Annotated in this window: 18 protein-coding genes; 3 read left to right on the top strand and 15 right to left on the bottom strand. The window is 65.7% G+C overall.

Annotated elements, in window-relative coordinates:
• The first annotated feature begins 181 nt into the window (after nt 1–181).
• Nucleotides 182–1,258 (top strand): DNA integrity scanning diadenylate cyclase DisA, encoded by a 1,077-nt coding sequence (disA, locus tag AC5RTE_RS05720; RefSeq protein WP_494040437.1) that lies wholly within the window; start codon nt 182–184, stop codon nt 1,256–1,258.
• A 33-nt stretch (nt 1,259–1,291) separates the two neighbouring features.
• Here the strand turns inward: disA and AC5RTE_RS05715 are convergent, their stop codons facing one another.
• A complete protein-coding gene (locus AC5RTE_RS05715; RefSeq protein WP_494040436.1) occupies nt 1,292–1,987 on the bottom strand; it encodes a hypothetical protein in 696 nt (231 codons plus the stop codon).
• A gap of 140 nt (nt 1,988–2,127) precedes the next feature.
• On the opposite strand from AC5RTE_RS05715, the gene AC5RTE_RS05710 reads away from it, so the two are divergent.
• Nucleotides 2,128–3,084 (top strand): HhH-GPD family protein, encoded by a 957-nt coding sequence (locus AC5RTE_RS05710; protein WP_494040435.1) that lies wholly within the window; start codon nt 2,128–2,130, stop codon nt 3,082–3,084.
• 69 nt (nt 3,085–3,153) lie between these two features.
• Complete coding sequence (locus AC5RTE_RS05705) at nt 3,154–3,645, top strand: hypothetical protein (protein WP_494040434.1); 492 nt, start codon at nt 3,154–3,156, stop codon at nt 3,643–3,645.
• 3 nt (nt 3,646–3,648) lie between these two features.
• Here the strand turns inward: AC5RTE_RS05705 and AC5RTE_RS05700 are convergent, their stop codons facing one another.
• The 14 genes from AC5RTE_RS05700 to AC5RTE_RS05635 all read right to left on the bottom strand — a co-directional run bounded on the left by AC5RTE_RS05700 (nt 3,649) and on the right by AC5RTE_RS05635 (nt 22,074).
• Nucleotides 3,649–3,825 carry a hypothetical protein gene (locus AC5RTE_RS05700; protein WP_494040433.1) on the bottom strand — a complete coding sequence of 59 codons (177 nt, stop codon included), beginning with the start codon at nt 3,823–3,825 and terminating at the stop codon, nt 3,649–3,651.
• An 81-nt stretch (nt 3,826–3,906) separates the two neighbouring features.
• A complete protein-coding gene (gene dhaM, locus AC5RTE_RS05695; RefSeq protein ID WP_494040432.1) occupies nt 3,907–4,599 on the bottom strand; it encodes a dihydroxyacetone kinase phosphoryl donor subunit DhaM in 693 nt (230 codons plus the stop codon).
• Nucleotides 4,596–5,228 (bottom strand): dihydroxyacetone kinase subunit DhaL, encoded by a 633-nt coding sequence (dhaL, locus tag AC5RTE_RS05690; RefSeq protein WP_494040780.1) that lies wholly within the window; start codon nt 5,226–5,228, stop codon nt 4,596–4,598. The genes dhaM and dhaL overlap by 4 nt, the downstream gene beginning before the upstream one ends.
• 2 nt (nt 5,229–5,230) lie before the next feature.
• Nucleotides 5,231–6,232 (bottom strand): dihydroxyacetone kinase subunit DhaK, encoded by a 1,002-nt coding sequence (gene dhaK / locus AC5RTE_RS05685; RefSeq protein ID WP_494040431.1) that lies wholly within the window; start codon nt 6,230–6,232, stop codon nt 5,231–5,233.
• Between the two features lie 227 nt (nt 6,233–6,459).
• On the bottom strand, nt 6,460–6,969 hold the full coding sequence (locus AC5RTE_RS05680; protein WP_494040430.1) for an amino-acid N-acetyltransferase: 510 nt from the start codon (nt 6,967–6,969) through the stop codon (nt 6,460–6,462).
• A gap of 192 nt (nt 6,970–7,161) precedes the next feature.
• Entirely contained in the window at nt 7,162–9,288 is a 2,127-nt protein-coding gene (locus AC5RTE_RS05675) for a S9 family peptidase (protein WP_494040429.1), read from the bottom strand.
• A 430-nt stretch (nt 9,289–9,718) separates the two neighbouring features.
• Complete coding sequence (locus tag AC5RTE_RS05670; RefSeq protein ID WP_494040428.1) at nt 9,719–12,211, bottom strand: ATP-dependent Clp protease ATP-binding subunit; 2,493 nt, start codon at nt 12,209–12,211, stop codon at nt 9,719–9,721.
• Between the two features lie 396 nt (nt 12,212–12,607).
• Nucleotides 12,608–12,946, bottom strand: a complete 339-nt coding sequence (locus tag AC5RTE_RS05665) for a histone-like nucleoid-structuring protein Lsr2 (RefSeq protein ID WP_494040427.1) — start codon at nt 12,944–12,946, stop codon at nt 12,608–12,610.
• 131 nt (nt 12,947–13,077) lie between these two features.
• Nucleotides 13,078–13,257, bottom strand: coding sequence for a hypothetical protein (locus AC5RTE_RS05660; RefSeq protein WP_494040426.1), 180 nt, complete (start codon nt 13,255–13,257; stop codon nt 13,078–13,080).
• A 2-nt stretch (nt 13,258–13,259) separates the two neighbouring features.
• Nucleotides 13,260–14,798, bottom strand: a complete 1,539-nt coding sequence (gene lysS, locus AC5RTE_RS05655) for a lysine--tRNA ligase (RefSeq protein ID WP_494040425.1) — start codon at nt 14,796–14,798, stop codon at nt 13,260–13,262.
• An 85-nt stretch (nt 14,799–14,883) separates the two neighbouring features.
• Nucleotides 14,884–16,752, bottom strand: coding sequence for an allophanate hydrolase (atzF, locus tag AC5RTE_RS05650; protein WP_494040424.1), 1,869 nt, complete (start codon nt 16,750–16,752; stop codon nt 14,884–14,886).
• Entirely contained in the window at nt 16,749–20,519 is a 3,771-nt protein-coding gene (uca, locus tag AC5RTE_RS05645; protein ID WP_494040423.1) for an urea carboxylase, read from the bottom strand. The genes atzF and uca overlap by 4 nt, the downstream gene beginning before the upstream one ends.
• Entirely contained in the window at nt 20,516–21,193 is a 678-nt protein-coding gene (locus tag AC5RTE_RS05640; protein ID WP_494040422.1) for an urea amidolyase associated protein UAAP2, read from the bottom strand. Before AC5RTE_RS05640 ends, uca begins: the two co-directional genes overlap by 4 nt.
• A complete protein-coding gene (locus AC5RTE_RS05635) occupies nt 21,190–22,074 on the bottom strand; it encodes an urea amidolyase associated protein UAAP1 (protein ID WP_494040421.1) in 885 nt (294 codons plus the stop codon). The genes AC5RTE_RS05640 and AC5RTE_RS05635 overlap by 4 nt, the downstream gene beginning before the upstream one ends.
• Between the last annotated feature and the right edge of the window lie 53 nt (nt 22,075–22,127).

The raw sequence follows: 22,127 nt of genomic DNA, 5'->3' as shown, positions 1-22,127 counted from the left end.
TTAATGTACGCTTCCACGGACCCTTCAGTGGGGCACTTTAGGGCATCACCGTGCGGAAGTTGGGTTTTCTTACCCCTATCATTGAGCTTGCGGGAAAATGAGTACTTTTGTTCCTGCCGGCCAAGCGTGAAAGCCGGCATTTCTGCGGGCCGCAACCCGCACCTTTGAAGGGAAACACCTGATGGCGCGGAGCCCCGAAGAATCTTTGAGGGCAACTCTTGCCAGGGTGGCACCCGGGACCCCGCTGCGCGATGGCCTTGAGCGCATCCTCCGCGGCCGGACCGGCGCACTGATCGTACTGGGCTCGGACCGGACCATCGACTCCATTTGCTCGGGCGGCTTCGACATCGGCATTGATTTCTCCCCCACCCGCCTGCGCGAGCTCGCCAAGATGGACGGCGCTATTATCTGCGACAAGGACGCCGGCAACATCCTCCGCGCCGCCGTCCAGCTTGTGCCGGACTCAAGCATCGAAACCCAGGAATCCGGCACCCGCCACCGCACCGCCGAGCGCGTCGCCATCCAAACCGGCGTTCCCGTCATCTCCGTCAGCCAGTCGATGCAGATCATTGCCCTCTACGTGAACGGCCTGCGCCACGTCCTGGAGGGCTCGGAGAAAGTCCTGGCGCGCGCCAACCAGGCCCTCGCCACCCTCGAGCGTTACCGGTCGCGCCTGGACCAGGTCACAAGCTCCCTTTCTGCGTTGGAAATCGAAGCGATGGTGACGGTCCGGGACGTGGCCGTCACCCTGCAGCGGCAGGAAATGGTCCGCCGCATTTCGGAGGAAATCTCCCAGTACGTCCTTGAACTCGGCGAGGACGGCCGTCTCCTTTCACTTCAGCTCGATGAGCTCACCGTGGGCCGCGGCCCCGGAAGCGACGTCATTATCCGCGACTACGCCTCGCCCAACGCCTCCCCCGAGGACATCGAAAAAGCCGTCAGCGCCCTCGTGAACCTCGGGCCTACGGAGCTGATCGACCTCGGCCGGATCTCGGGAATCGTCGGCTTCGCGGGGGGCGAGGCGAACCTTGACGCCGTGGTGCAGCCCCGCGGATACAGGCTTCTTTCGGGGTTGAAGGCAGTTCCAAAGGCCGTGGCGGACCGCCTCGTGGACCACTTCGGCGGGCTGCAGTTCCTGATGGCAGCCACGATTGATGACCTGATGACAGTGGACGGCATCGGCGACCAGCGCGCCAGGACCGTACGGGAAGGCCTCAGCCGGATGGCCGAAGCAAGCCTGCTGGACCGCTTCCTCTAAAGCCTTCGCGTAACAAGCCCTTCGGAGAACCCGTCAGTTCAGCTGGAAAACCGCCTTGGGGCTGGCTTTGGATCCGAGCTTCGCAGTGAAAATGTAGTACGCCCCGCCGTCTCCTGGTTTGGCTTCCACGGGCTGGCAGCCTTCAACGCTGCGGTTCCGGGACCACGGGAAGTTGGCGGTCTCGCTGGCGCCGGGTGCGATGATTTTCACCAGGTCCTCGCTCTTTGCCTGGCAATCGCGGGACGAGAAGATGCGGTCCGGCCCACTCGTCACCAAATACTCCATCTGAGAGGTCCCGATGTTGACCTCGCAGGGCATGGTGCCGCCATTGGTCACCTTGAGGGTGAGCATCGGGTTTTCCCCGGGCCCGTAGGAGGCCTTGTCCGTGGACGCGGAGACCGTGACCAGGTTCTGGTTGCAGGTGGGTGTGGCTGATGGCGTCGGGGTGGGCGTCGGTTCCGAAGCCGAGCGCGACAGCGACGGTTCCGCTGAGGGGTCAGCTGAAGCCGTCGCGCCGGCGGTTGGGTCCGCTGAGGACGCCTGCTCAGACTTGCCGCCTAAGGCACCGGCCAGGGTGAACCCTCCGGCTACCAGAGCGATCACCATCAGCAGCGCCGCACCGAGGAACAGCCGGCGGCGGCGGTACACGGCCGGGCTCGCCTTATGTACGCTGCTGGAACCGGATGCCGTCGCCCTGCCCTGTGATGCTGAATCGCCTTGCCTGCCCATCCTTCTAGGCTAGAGAACCGGCGCGGATCTGCCTGCCCACCACGCCGCCGCCCTGCCGATGCTCTGGTCACATCCCGTTTCAACGGTGGAGCAGGATCAATTACAGTGTTGGGATCGACACTCCAGCCCCCGCCACAGCAATGCCCGCACTCTTTCCCGCCGGGACGGAACTGCACAGCCTGCACGGCGTGATTAACAACTGGTTTGCAGAAATTGCCCGGGACCTTCCCTGGCGGAAACAGGAATGCTCGCCCTGGGGCGTGCTTGTCAGCGAAATCATGCTGCAGCAGACCCCGGTGGTCCGGGTGCTGCCCGTTTGGAATGAATGGCTGCGGCGGTGGCCCACTCCCGCCGGCCTGGCCGAGGCACCGGCCGGCGAGGCAGTCCGCTCCTGGGGCCGGCTCGGCTACCCCCGGCGCGCGCTGCGGCTGCATGCGGCAGCAGTGGCGATCGTGCAGGACCATGGGGGCCAGGTTCCGGACAACTACGCTGAACTGCTGGCGTTGCCCGGGGTGGGCAGCTACACGGCGGCTGCGGTAGCTGCTTTCGCCTACGGCCGCCGCGAAACGGTGGTGGACACGAATATCAGGCGGGTCCATGCCCGGCTTGTTTCCGGTGTTGCGCTCCCCTCCCCGGCGCTGACCGCAGCAGAAATGCGGCTCGCCGCCCAGCTCCTGCCGCACGACGACGGCACGTCCGTGCGCTGGAACGCTGCGGTGATGGAACTGGGGGCGCTCGTCTGCACAGCCCGGGCACCCAAATGCGGCGACTGCCCGGTCCGGAATTCCTGTGCGTGGCGGGCGGCAGGGGAGCCGCCGCCGTCGTACATTCCGAAGGGCCAGGCATGGCACGGCACGGACCGCCAGATGCGCGGCGCCGTGCTGGCCGTACTGCGCGAGGCCGAGGCGCCCGTGCCGCCGGAGATGTTCCAGCGGGAGCCTGCGGACCTTGGTTTTGCGCCCGAGGGAATCGGCGTGCCGCTGGGCGCCCTGCACAGGCTGAATTCCGCTCCGGAGCAGCTGGAGCGGGCTTTGGCGGGACTGCTCGCGGATGGCTTGGCGGAACTTCACGGCGGCGGATACCGGCTCCCCGCCTAAGGATAACGATGTTTGTACCACTTAGTCGGGGGCGGCAGAGGTCTTTCCCGCCCGGCCGTACCCTGAAGTATGGGCAAGCGCGTGCTGCTTTTGGCTCTGATGACGACGGCGGGACTTGCCTCTGCTTGCGGCCCCGGTCCCGGCGCCGTCCCCTGCCCGGCCATCGCACAAGCCACTGCCGTCTCGGTGCGTGTTTCGGCCGACTACGCCCCGCGGGTGGCAACGCTGCATCTGCAGGCCTGCCAGGACGGCACCTGCACCGAAGATGACGTGCAGCTCCACCCGGGCAGTGCCTCCATCGACCAGGGCTGCACCCCGGAGGGTGTCTGTTCTGCCACCGCTTCCCCGGATGGCACGAAGTTCGCCACGCTGTTCCTGCAAACCCTCACCGAGGCGCCAATGTCGGTAACGGCAGCACCAGCTGCCCCTGACGGATTACCCCTACCCGTGAAGACCCTGGACTTCCGCCCCCGCGGCGACTACCCCTTCGGAAAGCAGTGCGGCAGGTTCATCACCGCATCCCTGCTGCTCGACGCAGAGGGGCTGCACGAGCAGGCCTGACGGTCAGAACAGCGCCGCTTGGCTGAAGCTTTCTTCGGTACCAGCCTGGTCCGGGCATCCCCCAACCCCTGATTCCGGCAGCCACTCGAAACCCAGCTCAACAAGGAGTTCTTCAACGGACGTCTGCCCCTCCAGCACTTCAATATCCGGGGAATTGTCTTCGAGGCACAGCCGTTCCATGGCATCGAGCATATGCGCAGGAGCGCTTTGCGGTGCCGCTAACACACCGCCCGGGCATCATCCAGGTTGGACCCTGCCGTCCTATGGTTCCCCGAAGCCGGCCTGCACCAGCCCGCCGACGTAGTTGACTGCACGTTCCGCGTCCGTTCCCCACGCTTGGACGTGCAGCACTGAACCCTTGCCGGCGGCCAGCGTCATGAGGGCTGTCATGGACGCGCCGTCAACGCCATTGACCTGGACTTCCGCATCGAGCGCTGAAAGCCCGCCGGCGATTTTCGCGGCTGGGCGCGCATGCATGCCGGCCTGGTTTACCAGCTCAAAATCTCCGGTGTAATCCGGGGCGGGACCGGTGGCAGAACCATTCCTGCCAGGCGATGCCGGTGTTTCGGACTGCAGGGCAGGGCCGCGGACGGCTTCAGCCGCCCTCTTAACCGTTTGGAGGTCGCCGCCACCCTGGGCGGCGACTGCAGCTGCCACCAGCCCCTCCACCAGGGGCGCGTCCGCCAACACCATCTTTGAGGCGTCTTCCGCAAATTCCAACGCAGACTCGGCTGTCATCACGGCCGAGCCCAGGTCGGTCATGATGACCGCACCATCACCCCCGGCCACCTTGTCCAGCGCGGCAAGAACCTTTTCCAGGCTGGTGCCGATCCTGCCGTCCATGGTGCCGCCCGCTGCCAGCAGCACGACGTCAGGCGCCATCTGCGCGGCGAGCTCCACAGCGCCGTCGGCGATCTTTCCACTATGGGAGACCACCACAATGCTGACGGTCACGCGGCCGCCTGCACGGCGGCACGGAGGATCAGGGCACTGGAAGCGGCGCCGGGGTCGCGGTGCCCGGCGCTCCGCTCCCCGAGGTAGCTGGCGCGTCCCTTGCGGGCAACCAGTGGATCGGTAGCCACCGCTCCGGCTTCAGCGGCCTCCGCCGCAGCCACCAGGACGGTCAGTGCATCCGGGCTGCTGCCGGCGGCTGCCTGGCTTGCTGCCTCCGCTGCAGGAGTCCAGGCATCCACCATGGTCTTGTCCCCCGGCTCCGCCTTTCCCCGTGCCACTATCCCGTCCCGCGCAGCGGTAAGGGCACCGGCCCAGGCGGCAGGAGCAATTTCCGCCGCGTCCCCCAGGGAAGTGGCCGCGCGAAGGAACGCCGTCCCATACAGCGGGCCGGCCGCGCCGCCCACCTTTGACATCAAGGTCATGGCGGTCAGCTTCAGCGCGGCTCCGGGGGTTTCCGGAGGGGAGTCGGACAGTTTATCCAAAACAGCCTGAAACCCGCGGTCCATGTTTTCGCCGTGATCGGAATCCCCAATGGCGCGGTCCAGCTCGATCAGCTCCACCCTGTGCTCCGCCATTGCCTGCGCGCACAGGGTCAGCCATTTGACCGTCCACACCACATCCAGGACCACAGTCACACGCCCCAGCGCAGGGCCGCCGTGTGCACCGGCGCGTCCCACAATTCGGTGAGTTCATCATCCAGCCGCAGGACCGAGATGGAGCAGCCCTGCATCTCCAGGGCGGTGATGTAATTACCTACGAGGGAGCGCTCGACGGCGGCTCCCCTGTCTTCGAGCACCTGCGCAGCCCTGCGGTAGACGATGTAAAGCTCGCTCAGGGGTGTGCCGCCCATTCCGTTCACGAACAGCAGCACCTTGTCCCCCGGCGCGATTCCCAGGTCGGTCAGTACAGGTTCGAGCAGCCGGTCAGTGATGCCGTCTGCGTTTTCCATCGCGATCCGGTGCCTGCCCGGCTCGCCATGGATCCCAATACCGATCTCAATTTCATCCTCGGCCAGATCGAAGCTGGGCGAACCCGCGTGCGGTACGGTGCACGCGGTCAGCGCGACACCCATGGTGCGGACGTTGCTGTTGACCCGTTCACCTATGGCGGCAACAGCTTCTAGTCCGTCACCGCGCTCGGCAGCAGCTCCGGCGATCTTTTCCACAAGCACTGTCCCGCCCACTCCCCGACGGCCTGCCGTGTACAGCGAGTCCTCCACGGCGACGTCATCATTGACCAGGACGGTGCGGACGTTAACGCCTTCCGCTTCGGCAAGTTCTGCTGCCGTCTCGAAGTTCAGGACGTCGCCGGTGTAGTTCTTCACGATGTGCACGACGCCGGCGCCCGAGTTTACCGCGAGGGTCGCAGGGAGGATCTGGTCAGGTGTGGGCGAGGTGAACACCGCGCCGGGCACGGCGGCGTCCAGCATGCCGCGCCCCACAAAGCCGGCATGGAGCGGCTCATGGCCGCTGCCGCCGCCCGAGACGAGGCCTACTTTCCCACCAACCGGTGCGTCCTTGCGCGTGATGTAGGTGGGATCGGCACTGACGGTAACGAGATCTGAATGCGCCAGGCCAAAGCCCTGCACCGATTCGTCAACTACCGATTTTGGATCGTTGATGAGCTTTTTCACGGGTGTGCTCCTGGTGTGCTCCTGGAGGATGACATTCCCGACCCTACTACCGGCGTATGGGGAGGCGGTAGGGTTCCCGTGCTGTCGAGCGGAGAAAAGGGACAGCCCCCAATGACTGTCCCTTTCCTTGGGCCCCCGTCCCTGCCCTCAACAGTTTATCCATTGATTCGAGTAAAAGAAAGCGCAGGTCAGGGCTATTTTGTTAGGCATTGGGAAGAAACGGGTGGTTACAGGAATTTGATCATGCGGGTGTTTCCCAAGGTATTTGGCTTGACCCTGGCCAAGTCGAGGAATTCCGCCACGCCTTCATCATGGGACCGGAGCAATTCCGAATACACCACCGGATCCACTACCGATTGGTCGGCCATTACTTCGAAGCCGTGGCGCTTGAAGAATTCCACCTCGAAGGTAAGGCAGAAAACGCGGGCGACCCCCAGGGCGCGCGCCTCCTCAAGCAGGCTCTCCACCAGGACATGCCCTATGCCTTTTCCCCGCCAGTCCGCCGAAGCGGCAAGGGTCCGCACCTCTGCAAGGTCCTCCCACATTACGTGGAGCGCGCCGCAGCCAATGACTTCGCCGTCCGAGGACTCGGCAATCCGGAACTCCTGCAGGCTCTCGTAGTAGGCCACCGTCTCCTTGGCCATCAGGATCCGCTGCTCTGCCAGCGGCGCCACAAGTTTCTTGATAGCGGAAACATCACCGGTGCGTGCAGGGCGGATATGGAAGGAGTCAGTCACAGAGCAATCCTACGAGGCGAGGGCTTCCGGTTTGGGGACTGCGACATTTACCGCGTGCTCGCTCGTTCCTCGCTTAGACGCACGCTACGTAAATGCCCCAGCCCCTTCGCCTCGTGCTTAGCCTCCTGAATGGACCTGTGCACCCATTGGTCTGCAGGGAAATGTCCCAGCCTTCGAGCCGGAGGTGAGGTGCTACAACCCCAGCTCAGGAGGCACCGGAAGGTCCTGGTCCAGCACATTCCGGGCCAGGAAGCTCTCCACGATGCCGTACCAGACCTTTGCGTGCTGCGGCTGAAGCACCCAGTGGTTCTCGTCCGGGAAGTACAGGAACCGATGCGGGGTCCGGCCGTCCTGGTCAGCCGCGAGCTGTGACCTGGACAGCAGCTCGTACCAAAGGCGCAGGCCTTCCCCGATGGGTACGCGGTAGTCCTTGTCCCCATGGATCACCAGCATCGGTGTGCTGATTTTTTCGACGTGAAGGTGCGGGGAGTTCTCCAGCGCCATCTCCTCAGTCATTTCCTTCAACCAGTACTGCGACGCGTCCGTGGTGGGGCCAAACTGGTCCAGCGCCCAGAGGCTCGCATGGGTGACGATGGCTTTGAACCGGTCGGTTTGCCCGGCAACCCAGTTGGCCATGTAGCCACCAAACGAGCCGCCCATTGCCGCAGTGCGCTCGGCGTCGATGTCAGGGCGTTCGACGGCGGCATCGGTCACGGTCATAAGGTCGGTATACGGGCTCTTACCCCATTCGCCCCAGCCCCGCTGGATGTAGTGCTGGCCGTACCCGGTGGAGAGAGCGGGGTCGGGCAACAATACGGCATACCCTTTCGCCGTGAGCAGCCACGGGTTCCAGCGCCAGGTCCAGGCGTTCCAGGATCCCAGCGGTCCGCCGTGGATCCAGAGGAGCATCGGCGCCGGGGCTTCCGCGGACGCGCCATCCGGCAGCGCGAGGTATGCCGGGACGCGTGAGCCGTCCGCCGCCGTCGCCGCAATCCGTTCCAGCTTCCCAGGATGGGAAGGCCGCTCCGCCGGTGCCGGCAACCTGGTGGTCTCCCCGGTTTGCAGGTCGATGCGCACAGCCTCCGGCGGGAACTCATAGGAACTGCGGAGGGCATAAGCACTGCGCCCCTCCGGTGAAACCACGACGTCGGTGTACGCCGCCGCGTCCTGCGTCACCCGGGTGACGCTCACTTCAGCCGCAGACGCCGGGACGCTGATCCGGAAGACGGGCGACGCGCCGTCGTCGTCCGCGGTGACCAGGAGGGCGGACCCGTCCGGCAGCCAGGCTGCCGGCTTGGCCCACCGGTCCCAGTCGTGCGCCAGGGGTGTCAGGAGCTTCACTCCGTCCGCGGCGTTATCGCTGACATCCAAAAGGTGCAGTTTCACCTGGGGCGCCTCGTGCGGGGTGGTGTCACTCTCGCTCAGCACCACCAAGGTCCGGCCGTCCGGACTGACCGGGCCGGGGAAGTAGCTCATGCCCTCGCGGTCCAGGAGCACCCTGGTATTGCCGGAGGCTGTGTCAATGGCCAGCAGGACGGAGCGGCTGTCCGCCTTGGCCAGCGGCTTGGTGTAGCTGGCATAAATGGTCCGGCCATCGGGGCTGACGACTGTTTCCGCCTCGCGCAGCCTGGCACCTGCATCAGGGGTGAGGTTCCGGAGAACCAGCGGAGCCGTGGCGTCCAGGGTGGCGGGTTTACCGGGATCCTTCTCTTTTCCGGGCTCGACAGCGAAGATCCTCGGCTGGCCGGGCCCAAGGTCCGCATCCCAGAACCGGACCGGATATCCGCTGTGGAGTATGGCGGAGACTTTGTTGTCCTTGCGTGCCTTTCGCCGCTCGGCGTCGTCGTCTTCATCGGCGGATCCCGCCAGGACCTCCGCTACGACAAAGGTGGCGTCCGCGGCTTTGGCTGTCATCACGGCAGCGACGCCGCCGGGCCGGTTCAGGACCACCCTTGCCTCGCCGCCATCGGCGGGAAGGAGCCAGAGGGCGTTGACGGGGTCACCACCCTCGGGGCTGTCAGGATCGGGCCGGGCAGAGGTGAAGTACACATCGCCGTTGGCAGCAAACGCCGCTCCAGCCTCACCCTTGGCGCTGCGCGTTATGCGGCGGGCATGCTTCTGCCCTGCCGGGTCAAGCTCCCACAGGGCCGTGCCGAATTCGGTTCCCTTGGCGTTCAGGGTGGCCACGGTGGTAACCAGCCGGCGGCCGTCGGGGCTCACTGCCAGACCACTCACCCGCGGGATGGACAGGTAATGGTCAAGATCATGAAAAGGGGTCAAAGGTTGCTCGTCCGGGATCGCCGGATTCTCAGTAGCCATGCCCCGATTCAACCCCACTGTGCCCCACATCACAAAAGACCCAACGGCGACGCTCACCATGCCCCTCATCGATGCCAAGCGCAAACGCTGCTGCGGGGCACTGGGCGGCCGCGGCTGGGGCGCTCCGGCCCCGGCGCCATTTGCCGCTTGCTGCTCCTTCGTCGCTTTGACGCAAGCTACACAAATGACCCCGGCACCCTCGCTTCGCTTAAGGCGGCAAATGCACGAGGTGCCGGGCATCAGGGATTTATGTAGGCGCCGTCAAAGCGAGGAACGAGCAGGCGCCGGGAAATCTCTGATGGCCGGCACCGGACCGAAACACTGCAGCCTCGTAAGCAAAGGTAACCGCCGGACGCCAACGCTTTGACGGGACGGGGGCAAGCGAAAGCCCCGCCTGCTCGGGGAGCGGGCGGGGCCTTTGCTTTGGTGTTTAGACGCTCGGGGCGATTTCCGGGATGCGCGGCTTGGCATTGCCGGCGAACGTGAACTTGGCGTCGTCGCCGTCGCCTTCCACATCCACTACGACGATGTCGCCGGCGTGGATTTCGCCGAACAGGATCTTCTCGGAGAGCTGATCCTCGATCTCGCGCTGGATGGTGCGGCGCAGCGGCCGTGCACCCATGGCGGGATCGTAGCCGCGGGTTGCCAGGAGAACCTTGGCCTTGGGCGTGAGCTCGATGCCCATGTCCTTGTCCTTGAGGCGCTTCTCCAGGCGGGTGACGAACATGTCCACGATCTCGATGATCTCGTCCTGGGTGAGCTGCGGGAACACCACAACGTCATCCACACGGTTCAGGAACTCCGGGCGGAAGTGCTGCTTGAGCTCCTCGGTGACACGGGCACGCATGCGATTGTAGCCGGTCTGCGTGTCGGTGCCGGACTGGAAGCCGGTGGCAACGCTCTTGGAGATGTCCCGGGTACCCAGGTTGGTGGTCATGATGATCACGGTGTTCTTGAAGTCCACCACGCGGCCCTGGGAGTCGGTCAGGCGGCCGTCTTCCAGGATCTGCAGCAGCGAGTTGAAGAGGTCTGCGTGGGCCTTTTCCACTTCGTCGAACAGGACTACGGAGAACGGTCGACGCCGGACCTTTTCGGTCAGCTGGCCGCCTTCCTCGTAGCCGACGTAGCCCGGAGGTGCACCGAAGAGCCGGGAGACGGTGTGCTTCTCGGAGTACTCGGACATGTCCAGGGTGATGAGGGCGTCCTCTTCACCGAACAGGAACTCCGCAAGTGCCTTGGCCAGTTCGGTCTTGCCGACGCCGGTGGGGCCGGCGAAGATGAACGAACCGCCCGGACGCTTGGGATCCTTGAGCCCCGCACGGGTACGGCGGATTGCCTGGGACAGTGCCTTGATTGCCTCGTTCTGGCCCACGACCCGCTTGTGCAGTTCCTCTTCCATCTTCAGCAGGCGCGAGGACTCTTCCTCGGTCAGCTTGAACACGGGGATGCCCGTGGAGTTGGCCAGCACCTCGGCGATGAGATCCTCATCCACCTCAGAGATGTCGTCCATGCCGCCGGACTTCCAGTGGCGTTCCTTTTCGGAGCGCTCGGTGATCATCTTCTGCTCTTTGTCACGGAGCGCGGCTGCACCTTCGAAGTCCTGCGCGTCAATTGCGGACTCCTTTTCCATCTTCAGCTTGGCGATGCGCTCGTCCATGGCCTTGAGCTCCGGCGGAGCGGTCATGCGGCGGATGCGCAGCCGTGCGCCGGCTTCGTCGATCAGGTCGATCGCCTTGTCCGGCAGGAAGCGGTCAGAGATGTAGCGCTCGGCGAGGCTTGCAGCCGAGGCGAGGGCGCCGTCGGTGATGGTTACGCGGTGGTGCGCCTCGTAGCGGTCACGCAGGCCCTTCAGGATCTCAATCGCATGCGCAACTGAAGGCTCCTTGACCTGGATCGGCTGGAAGCGGCGCTCCAGCGCGGCGTCCTTTTCGATGTGCTTGCGGTACTCGTCAAGCGTGGTGGCACCGATGGTCTGCAGTTCCCCTCGGGCCAGCATGGGCTTCAGGATGGACGCAGCATCGATTGCACCTTCGGCGGCACCGGCACCCACAAGGGTATGGATCTCGTCGATGAAGAGGATGATGTCGCCGCGAGTGCGGATTTCCTTGAGGACCTTCTTCAGTCGCTCTTCGAAGTCACCACGGTAGCGGGAACCGGCCACCAGGGACCCGAGGTCCAGGGTGTAGAGCTGCTTGTCCCGGATGGTCTCCGGAACATCGCCGCGGACAATCGCCTGGGCAAGGCCTTCGACGACGGCGGTCTTGCCGACGCCGGGCTCACCGATCAGCACCGGGTTGTTCTTGGTGCGGCGGGAGAGGACCTGCATAACGCGTTCCATCTCCTGCTCGCGCCCGATCACCGGGTCCAGCTTGTTCTCGCGGGCAGCCTGGGTCAGGTTGCGCCCGAACTGGTCCAGTACAACTGATCCTGCCGGCGTGCCTTCAGGCTGGCCCGAGCCGACGCCTGCGCCGGTGGTTTCCTTGCCCTGGTAGCCCGACAGGAGCTGGATGACCTGCTGACGGACCCGGTTGAGGTCGGCGCCGAGCTTGACCAGCACCTGGGCGGCAACACCCTCGCCCTCGCGGATGAGTCCCAGCAGGATGTGCTCCGTGCCGATGTAGTTGTGGCCCAGCTGGAGGGCCTCGCGCAGCGAGAGCTCCAGCACCTTCTTGGCACGGGGGGTGAAGGGGATGTGGCCGGACGGCGCCTGCTGGCCCTGCCCAATAATCTCCTGCACCTGCTCGCGAACGCCGTCGAGCGAAATGCTCAAGGACTCAAGAGCTTTGGCGGCAACGCCCTCACCCTCATGGATAAGACCCAAGAGGATGTGTTCGGTACCGATGTAATTGTGGTTCAGCATGCGTGCCTCTTCTTGGGCAAGCACAACTACGCGACGGGCACGGTCCGTAAATCGCTCAAACATTTCGCCACACTCCTAGCTACGACGTACTTTGATGCTACGTGGCCCGCCCATACTTGTGGAGCGTGTTCGCCACGGGGGAAACCGGGGTGGACCGGGAATACCGGCAGCCGGTCCCGCCAGGCACCGCCGGTAGCCGGGGGGAACCCGAAAAAGTACGGTGAAACAAGCCTTATTCCGGGCCCGATGCGGCGACCCGCTCCGGGCCTTTGGACACCGGTGCCTCCCAGCGCGGGTTCGCCTCCTGCAACGTCCTGCGCCCTATATGCAGCCCTGCACGCCGATGCCGCCGGCCTGTGGGAGTAAATGCGGCGTGACGGGCTCTTTCGGCGCGGGAAACCAAAGAAGCCCTGCCTCCCAAAGCGGGAAGCAGGGCTTATAGGCCGGCTCTGGCTGAAACTAGGAATTGGCCTTTTGGTAGGCTTCCTGGATTTCGGCCTGAATTCGGCCGCGGCTGTTAACGGTGTAGCCGTTTTCCCTCGCCCATTGGCGAATCTGCGCTGAATCGTGGCTGCGGCCGCCACTCGGTGCTTTGCTGCGGGCAGTCCGGCCGCTGCTGCCGCCGGAAGCCTTGCGTGAAGCGTTGATAAAACGTTCCAGTGAGGAACGGAGTTCAGCGGCATTGGCTGCCGAAAGGTCAATCTCGTAGTTGACCCCGTCAAGGCCAAACTTAACATTCTCGTCTGCGGATCCCCCATCCAAATCATCAACGAGGATGATGTTTACTTTCTGTGCCATTTAAAGTCTTCCTTTGGAAAGGGTTCGGTTTTCAGAAAAGCAGGATGTTTCACTGAAAGTATGACTCTTTTTATGGCAACGCGTCAAAGCGTAAATTGGTTCCTGGGGATATAAGCGGAAAGTCGAGCGGTTTATCTATTCGATTCCGGACCAGGGCTGCCGGCAGGCCCGGCAGCCTGCTCCTCTGCTTCAGCCTGGGCCTGTGCCTCCGCCTGGCGTTCGGATTTGTCCGCATTAAAGATCGCCTTCATGGCGAACCAGAAGAGGAGGCCCACTACCAGCGAAGGCAGGAGTACAGCTACATACTCCATGCTCAGTGCCCTTCCGGCTTCAGCAGCGGGAAGAGGATGGTTTCGCGGATTCCGGCACCGGTGAACAGCATTACCAGCCGGTCTATGCCAAGCCCGATACCGCCCATTGGCGGCGCCCCGTATTCGAGTGCGCGCAGGAAATCCTCATCCAGCTGCATGGCCTCGTCATCACCGGCGGCTGCGTGCCGGGACTGCTCGGTAAGCCGTTCACGCTGGATAACGGGGTCGATGAGTTCGGAGAAGGCCGTCCCGCGCTCCATGCCGCCGATAATGAGGTCCCAGGCCTCGATCAGCCGTCCGTCCTCGCGGTGCGGGCGGGCGAGCGGCTGGGCAGAGGGCGGGTAGTCGTAGACGAAGGTGGGGTTCAGTAGGGTGGGCTCCACGATTTCGCCGAAGAGCTCCACTGCCAGCTTCTCGGCGTCCCACTTGGGATCAACCTTGACCTCGTGCTTGTCGGCGATTGCGCGCAGCACCTCCAGCGGCGTCTCCGGGGTGACTTCCTGGCCAACGGCGTCGGACAATCCGGGGTAGACGGAAACCCAGGCCCATTCGCCGTCGAGGTTGATCTCCCCCGCTTCGGTCTGCAGGACGCGGCCGGCACCCACGGCGTCCGCGGCATCGAGGATCATTTCCTTGATGCGCTGCGCCATAACGAACTGGTCCGCCCATGCCTCATAGCACTCCAGGGTGGTGAACTCCGGGCTGTGGGTTGAGTCCACGCCCTCGTTGCGGAATACGCGCCCCATGTCGTAGACGCGGTCGATGCCGCCCACCACGGCCCGCTTGAGGTAGAGCTCCGTGGCGATGCGCAGGGTCATCTTCTGGTCGAAGGCGTTCATGTGGGTCTCAAACGGGCGTGCGAGCGCGCCGCCGTGGACCAGCTGGAGAATGGGGGTTTCGACTTCCACGTAGTTGTGGCGGAAGAGCGTCTCACGGATGGAGCGCGTGATGGCGGCACGGGTATAGACCATTTCGCGGGCTTCGTCGCGGACCATCAAATCCACGTAGCGCTGGCGGACGCGGGTCTCCTCGTTCAGCTCGGCGTGGAGTACCGGCAGCGGACGAAGCGCCTTGGAGGCCATGGACCAGGACTCGGCCATAACGGACAGCTCGCCGCGGCGGGAGGAGATGACCTCACCCCGGATGAACACGTGGTCACCGAGGTCCACCAGCGCCTTCCAGTCGGCCAGCGCTTCCTCCCCCACATTGGCGAGGCTGAGCATGGCCTGCAGGCGTGTTCCCTTGCCGTCGGTGCCGCCTTCCTGGAGGGTGGCGAAGCACAGCTTTCCGGTGTTTCGCACGAACACTACGCGGCCGGTGACGCCTACAACGTCGCCGGTGGTGTCGTCCGCCTCAAGGTGGGCATACTTTTCGCGGACCTCCGCGAGAGAATGCGTCCGTTCCACACCCACCGGGTACGCCTCAACGCCGCGCTCAATCAGCTTCGCGCGCTTTTCCATGCGGATGCGCATCTGCTCACTGGCATCAAGCGGCTCTGGGGCGTTTTTGGGCGAGGGGGTGTTTTGGGAAGTCACAATCATCAAGTTTACCGGGAGTTGGGCCCGCCCCGCTTCGCACCGGCGGACGGCGCCACGGCCCGCGGAGCCGCGGCACCGACCGCCGGAATCACCGCCGCTCGCCGCGGCTGAACCCGGCGAGGGCAGCCTCCCCCAGGTTTTGCCACACGTTGCGGGTCTCGTGCTGCTCACGGCGGTCCGCGGGCTCATTCCGGTCCGCCAGCCAGTCGCCGTAGTGCGTGATGTCTTCTCCCTGCGCAGCTGCGACAGCATCACAGGCGAATCCGACTGCCTTCGAACCGTCTGCCAGTTCCACCGCTCCGAGCAGCATGGGTTCGGGGAGTGCGGCCAGGAATCGCCCAAGCCCTGCTTCGGACACCAGCCACCGTTCACCCGCAAGCTCTGCGCCGCCGTCGTCCGAGCGGTACACCCCGGGTTTTGGCGGCACGGTGTCGAGGGACACCATCCGATAGCGGGCCGCGGTCCGGACCGGGCCGTCCCAAGCGGCTCCGAGTTCTTCCAGTTGCGGCGCGAGCGGCTGGCCCTTGCGGTGCGCACCCACTACTACGAGGGGTACAGCTACGGCACCCGCGGCCACCGGCCAGGGAACGGACGACGACGTCTGGCCGGAAAAATGTCCAGCTGCGGGGGCCGCGCCGCCGGCAAAGAGGGCCGGAGGATCCGGGGTGACCTCCAGGGCGCGTGCAATATCGGCAGCAACAGCATCATCGAAGGTGCGGCCCACTACCGTCAGGCCGAATTGTGCGCCGTCCACCTCGCCGGCCGGGACGGCAACAGCGCACAGGTCGAACAGGTTGCAGAAGTTTGTATAGGTACCCATCAGGGAATTGACGCCTACCGGGTCCGCCGCAACATCGGCCAGCGCGGGGTGGAAGGGTGCGGTGGGAATCAGCAGGGCGTCGAAGCCTTCAAGGCGAGACATCGCCCGGCGCTTGAGGTCTCCGAGTTTTGCTGTGTCGGTTACGTAGCGGTGGGCCGGCACCTGGCCGGCGGCCTGGATGATGCGTTTTACAGTGGGGTCGATGCCCGCCTGCGTCTGCGCATGGCCGTCTGCAGCGTCGAGGAAATTCCCGATGGCGGCGTAACGCTCCGCGACCAGGGCGCCGTCGTACAACAACCTGGCAGCGTCGAGGAACACATCGAATTCGAGAGGTTCGACTTCCACGCCCAGCGCCTGCAGCCGGTCAATGTGCCGGTGGAATTCGGCAACCCAGGCTTCGGGCAGGGCCGGCAGGGTGGCAGGGTAGGCGACGCGCGGCTTTTCCGGGGCGGCCAGCCTGATGTCCGCCGGCCAGGCCCTTGCCCCACCAGCCATTACGCCCATGGCGAGCTCGGCGGTGGACAGGTGGCGGGCAAAAATGGTCACGGCATCCCAGGACTTGCAGGCCGGAACCACTCCTTCGGTGGACACCACGTGCAGGGTCGGCTTGATGCCTACGATGCCCTGGAGCCCTGCGGGCACCCTGCCGGAACCGGCCGTGTCCGTCCCGATGGCGAGGTCCGCGAGGCCCAGTGCCACCGCGACCGCGGAACCGGAGCTTGAGCCACCGGAAATGAAGTCCGGACGGCGGGAATCGCGGACCGCCCCATGCGGGCTTCGGGTGCCTACAAGGCCTGTCGCGAACTGGTCAAGGTTGGTGGCCCCGAGTACCAAGGCTCCGGCGGAACGCAGCCGTGCCACGGCTTCGGCGTCCTTTTCCGGGAGGTAAGCGAACCCGGGACACGCCGCCGTCGTCGGGATTCCTGCCACGTCCACGTTGTTCTTGACGGCGAGCAGGAGCCCGGCCAGCGGCAGATCCGCACCACCGGCAACGGCCGTATCAATGGCAGCGGCCTCGGCCAACAGCTCGTCCGCTCCGCGCAGGGTGATCCAGATTTCCGGGCGGTCGATGGTTTCCAGGGCGGCGAGGGCAGCCCTGACCCGCCTGGTGGCCGCCCCTTCGGTTCCGTTGCTCATACTGCCAACTCCTCCAGGTCCTGCGCTTCCAGTCCGCCACCCGGAGCTGTGGTTTCCAGGTCCACGTCCGGGCCGCCCAGCACTACCACTGCTTCGCCCGCCACAACCTGCGAACCGGCGACGGGCAGGACCCGCAGCACCACGCCGTCGCAGGGAGCTTCCAGCACGGTTTCCATCTTCATTGCCTCCAGGGATACCAGCGGCTGGCCCTGGACCACCCGGTCGCCTGCCTTGACATCAACCTTCCAGACGCTGGCCGCGAACGGCGCGGCGACCAGGGAGCCGCCGTCCGGCACCGCCACCTCGTCCGCAACCGGGGAGACCACAGCGGCCAGCGCGTCCGCGCGGTCAAACTCTCCGGCGTCCGCCCAGGCCTGGCGCTCCACCGAGAACGCCGCGCCCTGCTTCTCGCGGAACGCCGCGATGGACCCGCGGTTTTCCTCGAGGAACACCTCGTGCTCGGCGAGCGAGAACGTGCCGTCCTCGATTTCCACGCCGCGGCCCCTGCCGGCCGCCATATCCGCGCGGAGATCCAGGAGTTCCTCCGGGCTGACCGGGTACCAGGAGATCCGGTCAAAGAACCGGAGCAGCCACGGCGAACCGGCCTCGAACGGGGCGGAATCCGCGTACCGGGACCAGACCTGCGTGGTGCGGCCAACGAACTGGTAGCCGCCCGGTCCTTCCATGCCGTAGATGCACATGTACGCCCCGCCGATGCCCACCGCGTTCTCCGGCGTCCAGGTGCGGGCCGGGTTGTACTTGGTGGTGACCAGCCGGTGGCGCGGATCCAGCGGCGTTGCCACCGGAGCACCAAGGTAAACGTCGCCCAGTCCCAAGACCAGGTATTCGGCGTTGAACACTGTATCGAATACGTCGTTCACCGACTCCAGCCCGTTGATCCGGCGGATGAACTCGATGTTCCAGGGGCACCACGGGGCGTCGTCACGGACACCGGCCATGTAGCGTTCGATCGCTTCACGGGTGGCGGGGTCGTCCCAGGACAACGGCAGCCGGACGGTGCGGCTGGGAACCACCAGCTCCGAACTTGCCGGGAGCGCGGCCTCGATCTCCTGGACCACATCCAGCAGGCGCCTGGTGGACAGAACGGAGGGATCCACCTTGATCTGAAGGGAACGGATCCCCGGGGTGAGGTCCACGATTCCCGGTACGCGGAGCTGCCCGAGGTGCTGGTGCAGGGCGTGGACCCTGGCACGGAGTCCCAGGTCCAGCACCATCTCGCCATACTCCACCAGGAGATTGTCATCGCCCGACCGGCGATAGGTGACCGCGGGCCTTCCGGCGCCCTGCGGCACCCGGCCCAGCACACCGTCGTCGCCATCCCCCCGTGCGGTGCGGACAGCAGAGGACAACCCGGCTGCAACCGAAGGGATGCCGCCGGACCACCCGGCGTCTCCGGGCAGCACCAGCTGGCGGCCCGGTCCAAGATCCCTGGCCGACGGCGACTGGCTGACAGGGATGGGAACGAACCGGACCTTGTCCCCCGGCCGAAGCTGGCCGAGCTTCCAGCGGTCCGCTGTCACCACCGTGACCGGGCAGACAAAGCCGCCCAGGCTGGGCCCGTCGGGACCGAGCAGGATGGGGGTGTCACCGGTAAAGTCCAGGGCACCAACAGAGTAGGCGGTGTCATGGATGTTCGAGGGGTGCAGCCCTGCCTCACCGCCGTCGGTCCGTGCCCAGCGCGGCTTGGGACCAATGAGCCGGACACCGGTGCGGGCAGAGTTGAAGTGGACCTCATACTCGGAGGCGTAGAGCTCCTCGATGTCCTCACGCTGGAAGAATTCCGGAGCACCGTGCGGCCCTTCCACAACGCTTAGTTCCCACGTTGAGGTCAGGGCGGGCCGGCTGTCCAAGGGGACTGCCGCCGTCATCGCTTTCCTGCCTGAACCTTTCGCGGCGTCTGGGGCTTCCGCAGCCGGCTGCACTGCCCGCAGCACATCCCCTGCGCGAAGGACCCGCCCCGCGTGGCCGCCGAACTGGCCGAGGGTAAAGGTGGAGGCGCTGCCCAGGTACTGCGGTATGTCCAGGCCGCCCTGGAACAGGATGTAGCCGCGGAGCCCGTTTCCGCCGGCAGTGCCGACGTCGAGGGTTCCTCCCGCAGGGACAGTGACCGGCGCCCAGGCCGGCACGGTAGTGCCGTCGACTGTGACTGTTACCTCGGCCCCGGTGACACAGAGGGTAGTGGGGTGGGTGAAGGTCAGGCTGGGGCCGGTCATGGTGAATTCCAGGCCGGGGGCGCCTTCGGGATTGCCAAGGGCGGTGTTTCCGAGCCGGAAGGAGAGGTCGTCCATGGGTCCGCTGGGCGGTACCCCGATCTGCCACAGGCCGGTCCGGCCGGGCCAGTCCTGCACGGTTGTCTGCAGGCCCGGGCGGCCCACTGTGATGCGCGGCTCCGGATCGCCCACGCTGTCCAGGGTGCTGGTGGAGTGCTGGACCGAGCGGACTTCCGTGAGCCCGGTGGCGGCGCGGAGCATTCCGAGGTTGGTCTCGATGCCGTCGATCCGGGTGCCGGCGAGCGCCGCGGCCAGGCGGTCAAGGGCTTCGGTACGGTCCGCGCCGGAGGTGATGATTTTGCCCAGGAGGGGATCGTAGTTGGTGGAAACTTCAGTTCCCGTTTCGGCCCAGGCGTCCACACGGACATCTGCGGGGTATACGGCGTTGGTCACGGTACCGGCGCTGGGCTGGAACCCACGGGCGGGGTCCTCGGCGTAGACGCGCGCCTCCACCGCGTGGCCGGTGACCGGCAGGCTGTCAGGAATCCCGGCAAGGACCGTTCCGGCGTCCGTTCCGCCCTGAGCCAGTCGGAGCATCCACTCCACCAGGTCCACGCCGGTGACCGCCTCGGTGACAGGGTGCTCCACCTGGAGCCGGGCGTTGACTTCGAGGAAGGAGGCTTCGCGGCGGGCGGAGTCGTAGACGAACTCAACGGTCCCGGCGGAGCGGTAGTTCAGGGAGGCGCAGAGTGCGCGGGAGCTGCGGTGCAATTCTTCGCGCAGGTCCTCCGGCAGGTCCGGTGCGGGTGCCTCTTCGAGGACCTTCTGGTGGCGGCGCTGGAGGGAGCAGTCCCGGTCGCCGAGGCTGACTACCCGGCCTTCGCCGTCCCCGAAGATTTGGACCTCGACGTGGCGCGCGTTCTCGACGTACCGTTCAGCGAAAACACCGGCAGTGCCGAAGCTGGCGCCGGCCAGGCGGGCGACGCGGGGGAAGCTTTCTACAAGCTCTGCCTCGGTGCGGCAGACTGTCATGCCAATGCCGCCGCCGCCGCCGGTGGCTTTGAGCATCAGGGGGAAACCAATTCCGGCGCCTGCAGCGACGGCGGCGTCTACGTCCTCAAGCAGCCCGGACCCTGCGATCATTGGCACCCCGGCTGCCCGGGCGGCGTCGCGCGCTGTGTGCTTGGTACCGAAGATGCGCAACTGCTCCGCAGTGGGGCCTACAAAAACAAGCCCCGCTGCCTCCACGGCCTCGGCGAAGCCCGCGTCCTCGGAGAGGAACCCGTAGCCGGGGTGGATGGCTCCCGCGCCGGTGGACTTGGCCGCTTGCAGGAGTGCGTCCACCCGGAGGTAGGACTCCTTGGCCGGAGCCGGTCCAAGGAGTACTGCTGCATCTGCCAGGCGGACGTGCTTGGCGCCCCGGTCCGCTTCGGAGAACACGGCCACGGTGCGCAGGCCGAGCTTTTTGGCGGACTCGATGATGCGGCAGGCGATCTCGCCGCGGTTGGCAATCAGGAGAGTGTCGAAAGTGTTCACTGGTCAGCCTCCGGCCGGGTGACGATCATACGGACGGGGGTGGGGTTGAAGCCGTTGCACGGGTTGTTGATCTGCGGGCAGTTGGAGACGAGCACCAGGGTGTCTACCTCTGCCTTGAGTGCCACGCGCTTCCCGGGGGCGGACAGGCCGTCCACAATCCCGAGTGCCCCGTCCGGGTCCACGGGCACGTTCATGAACCAGTTGATGTTGGACACCAGGTCCCGCTTTCCGAGGTCCCAGCGTGAGCCCTCGATCAGGAAGTTCTCCACGCAGGCATGCTGTTCCCGGGTGTGCTGCCCGTAGCGGAGGGTGTTGGCCTCCTGCGAGCAGGCGCCGCCAATGGTGTCGTGCACACCTACTTCGTCTGCCACCACTGTCATGAGGGCGGCTCCTGTCTCTGCCCGCAGGACGGAACCGGTAGTGAGGATGATTGACTGCTGCCGGGCGATCGTGACGGCGGCGGAGTAGCGCACGGCGGCATCGCCGGCGGCATACAGCAGGCAGTCCACGGCCTGGTTGCCTTCGAGGTCCACGATGGTCAGCACGTCCCCGGCAGCCACAACGGCGGACCAGGGGCCGCGGGCCTCGACGAACTGGTCAAGGACAACTTCGCCGGGTGCCAGCGCGATGTCGCGGGGGTCTGTGATGGGATCGATGTAGGTGGCGGTGTTCATCGGGCGTTCCTTGCGGTCAGGTCGTGTTCGGTGTTGTGCAGTGCCTGGAGGTGCTCCGGTGGCAGTGCACCGGTGAGACTGCCCGCCTCCAGTGCTGCCAGGTCCTGCGGTGCGTGCCAGGCAGCAATGTCCGCGGCGGTTCCAGTGAAGCCTGCGCGCGGGTCCAGTGGATGGGCGGTGTTGGCGAGGACCAGCACCGAATCCATTTGGAGGAGAAGTTCGACGGCGGCCCCCGGCCCGGCGCTTCCGGTGAAGGTGATGCTGCCGGCTGGGTCTACGTTGATTCCCTTGAACAGGGACAGCGAGGGCGCCACGTCACGCGGCCCCAGCCCGCTTTTCAGGGCTCCGAGCGTGAGGAGTTCGCGGGCGGCGGGCGACGCACTGTGGGCGGTACCGGCGCCGTAGCGGGCAGTGTTGCCCTCCAGCGTGGTGGCCCCGGTCAGGGCATCGTGGCGGGAGGAGGTATCGGCCACGATCGTGGCCATCAGGCGGCCGGCGTCGGAAAGGAGCGGGTGGCCTGCGCCCGGATACGCCTGCCAGGGGACCTTGACGGTGTCCGCAATGTTGAGCCGCTCGTGCAGGACCCCGGCACGGTAGAGGAGGGTGTGGACACAGGCGTCCCCGGCGGTGTCCGTAAGCCTGATCCTGGTGCCGCGGACCAGGTTCAGGGTGGTGTAGTGGCCGAAAGCCAGGGATTCGGCCCAGGTGAGGTTCGCGATGGCTTCTTCCGTCAGGCCGGCGGTGAGCCGGGCGGGGGCGGACGCGGCGGGCACGAACCGCATGGTGTCCGCGGTCCGGCCGTGCTGCTCCCTGGCGTGGGCTCGGGCGCCCGCCGTGGTGGCGGTGCCGGCTGTTGCTGGACTTTCCGTTACTTGTGTCATATCGATCCTGTGTTGGTTCGTTCGGTTGATACCGGGAAATGCTGTGGAGGTTG

This window comes from Arthrobacter sp. K41 (genome assembly GCF_059089645.1).
This window is presented reverse-complemented; position numbering and strand designations above follow the sequence as displayed.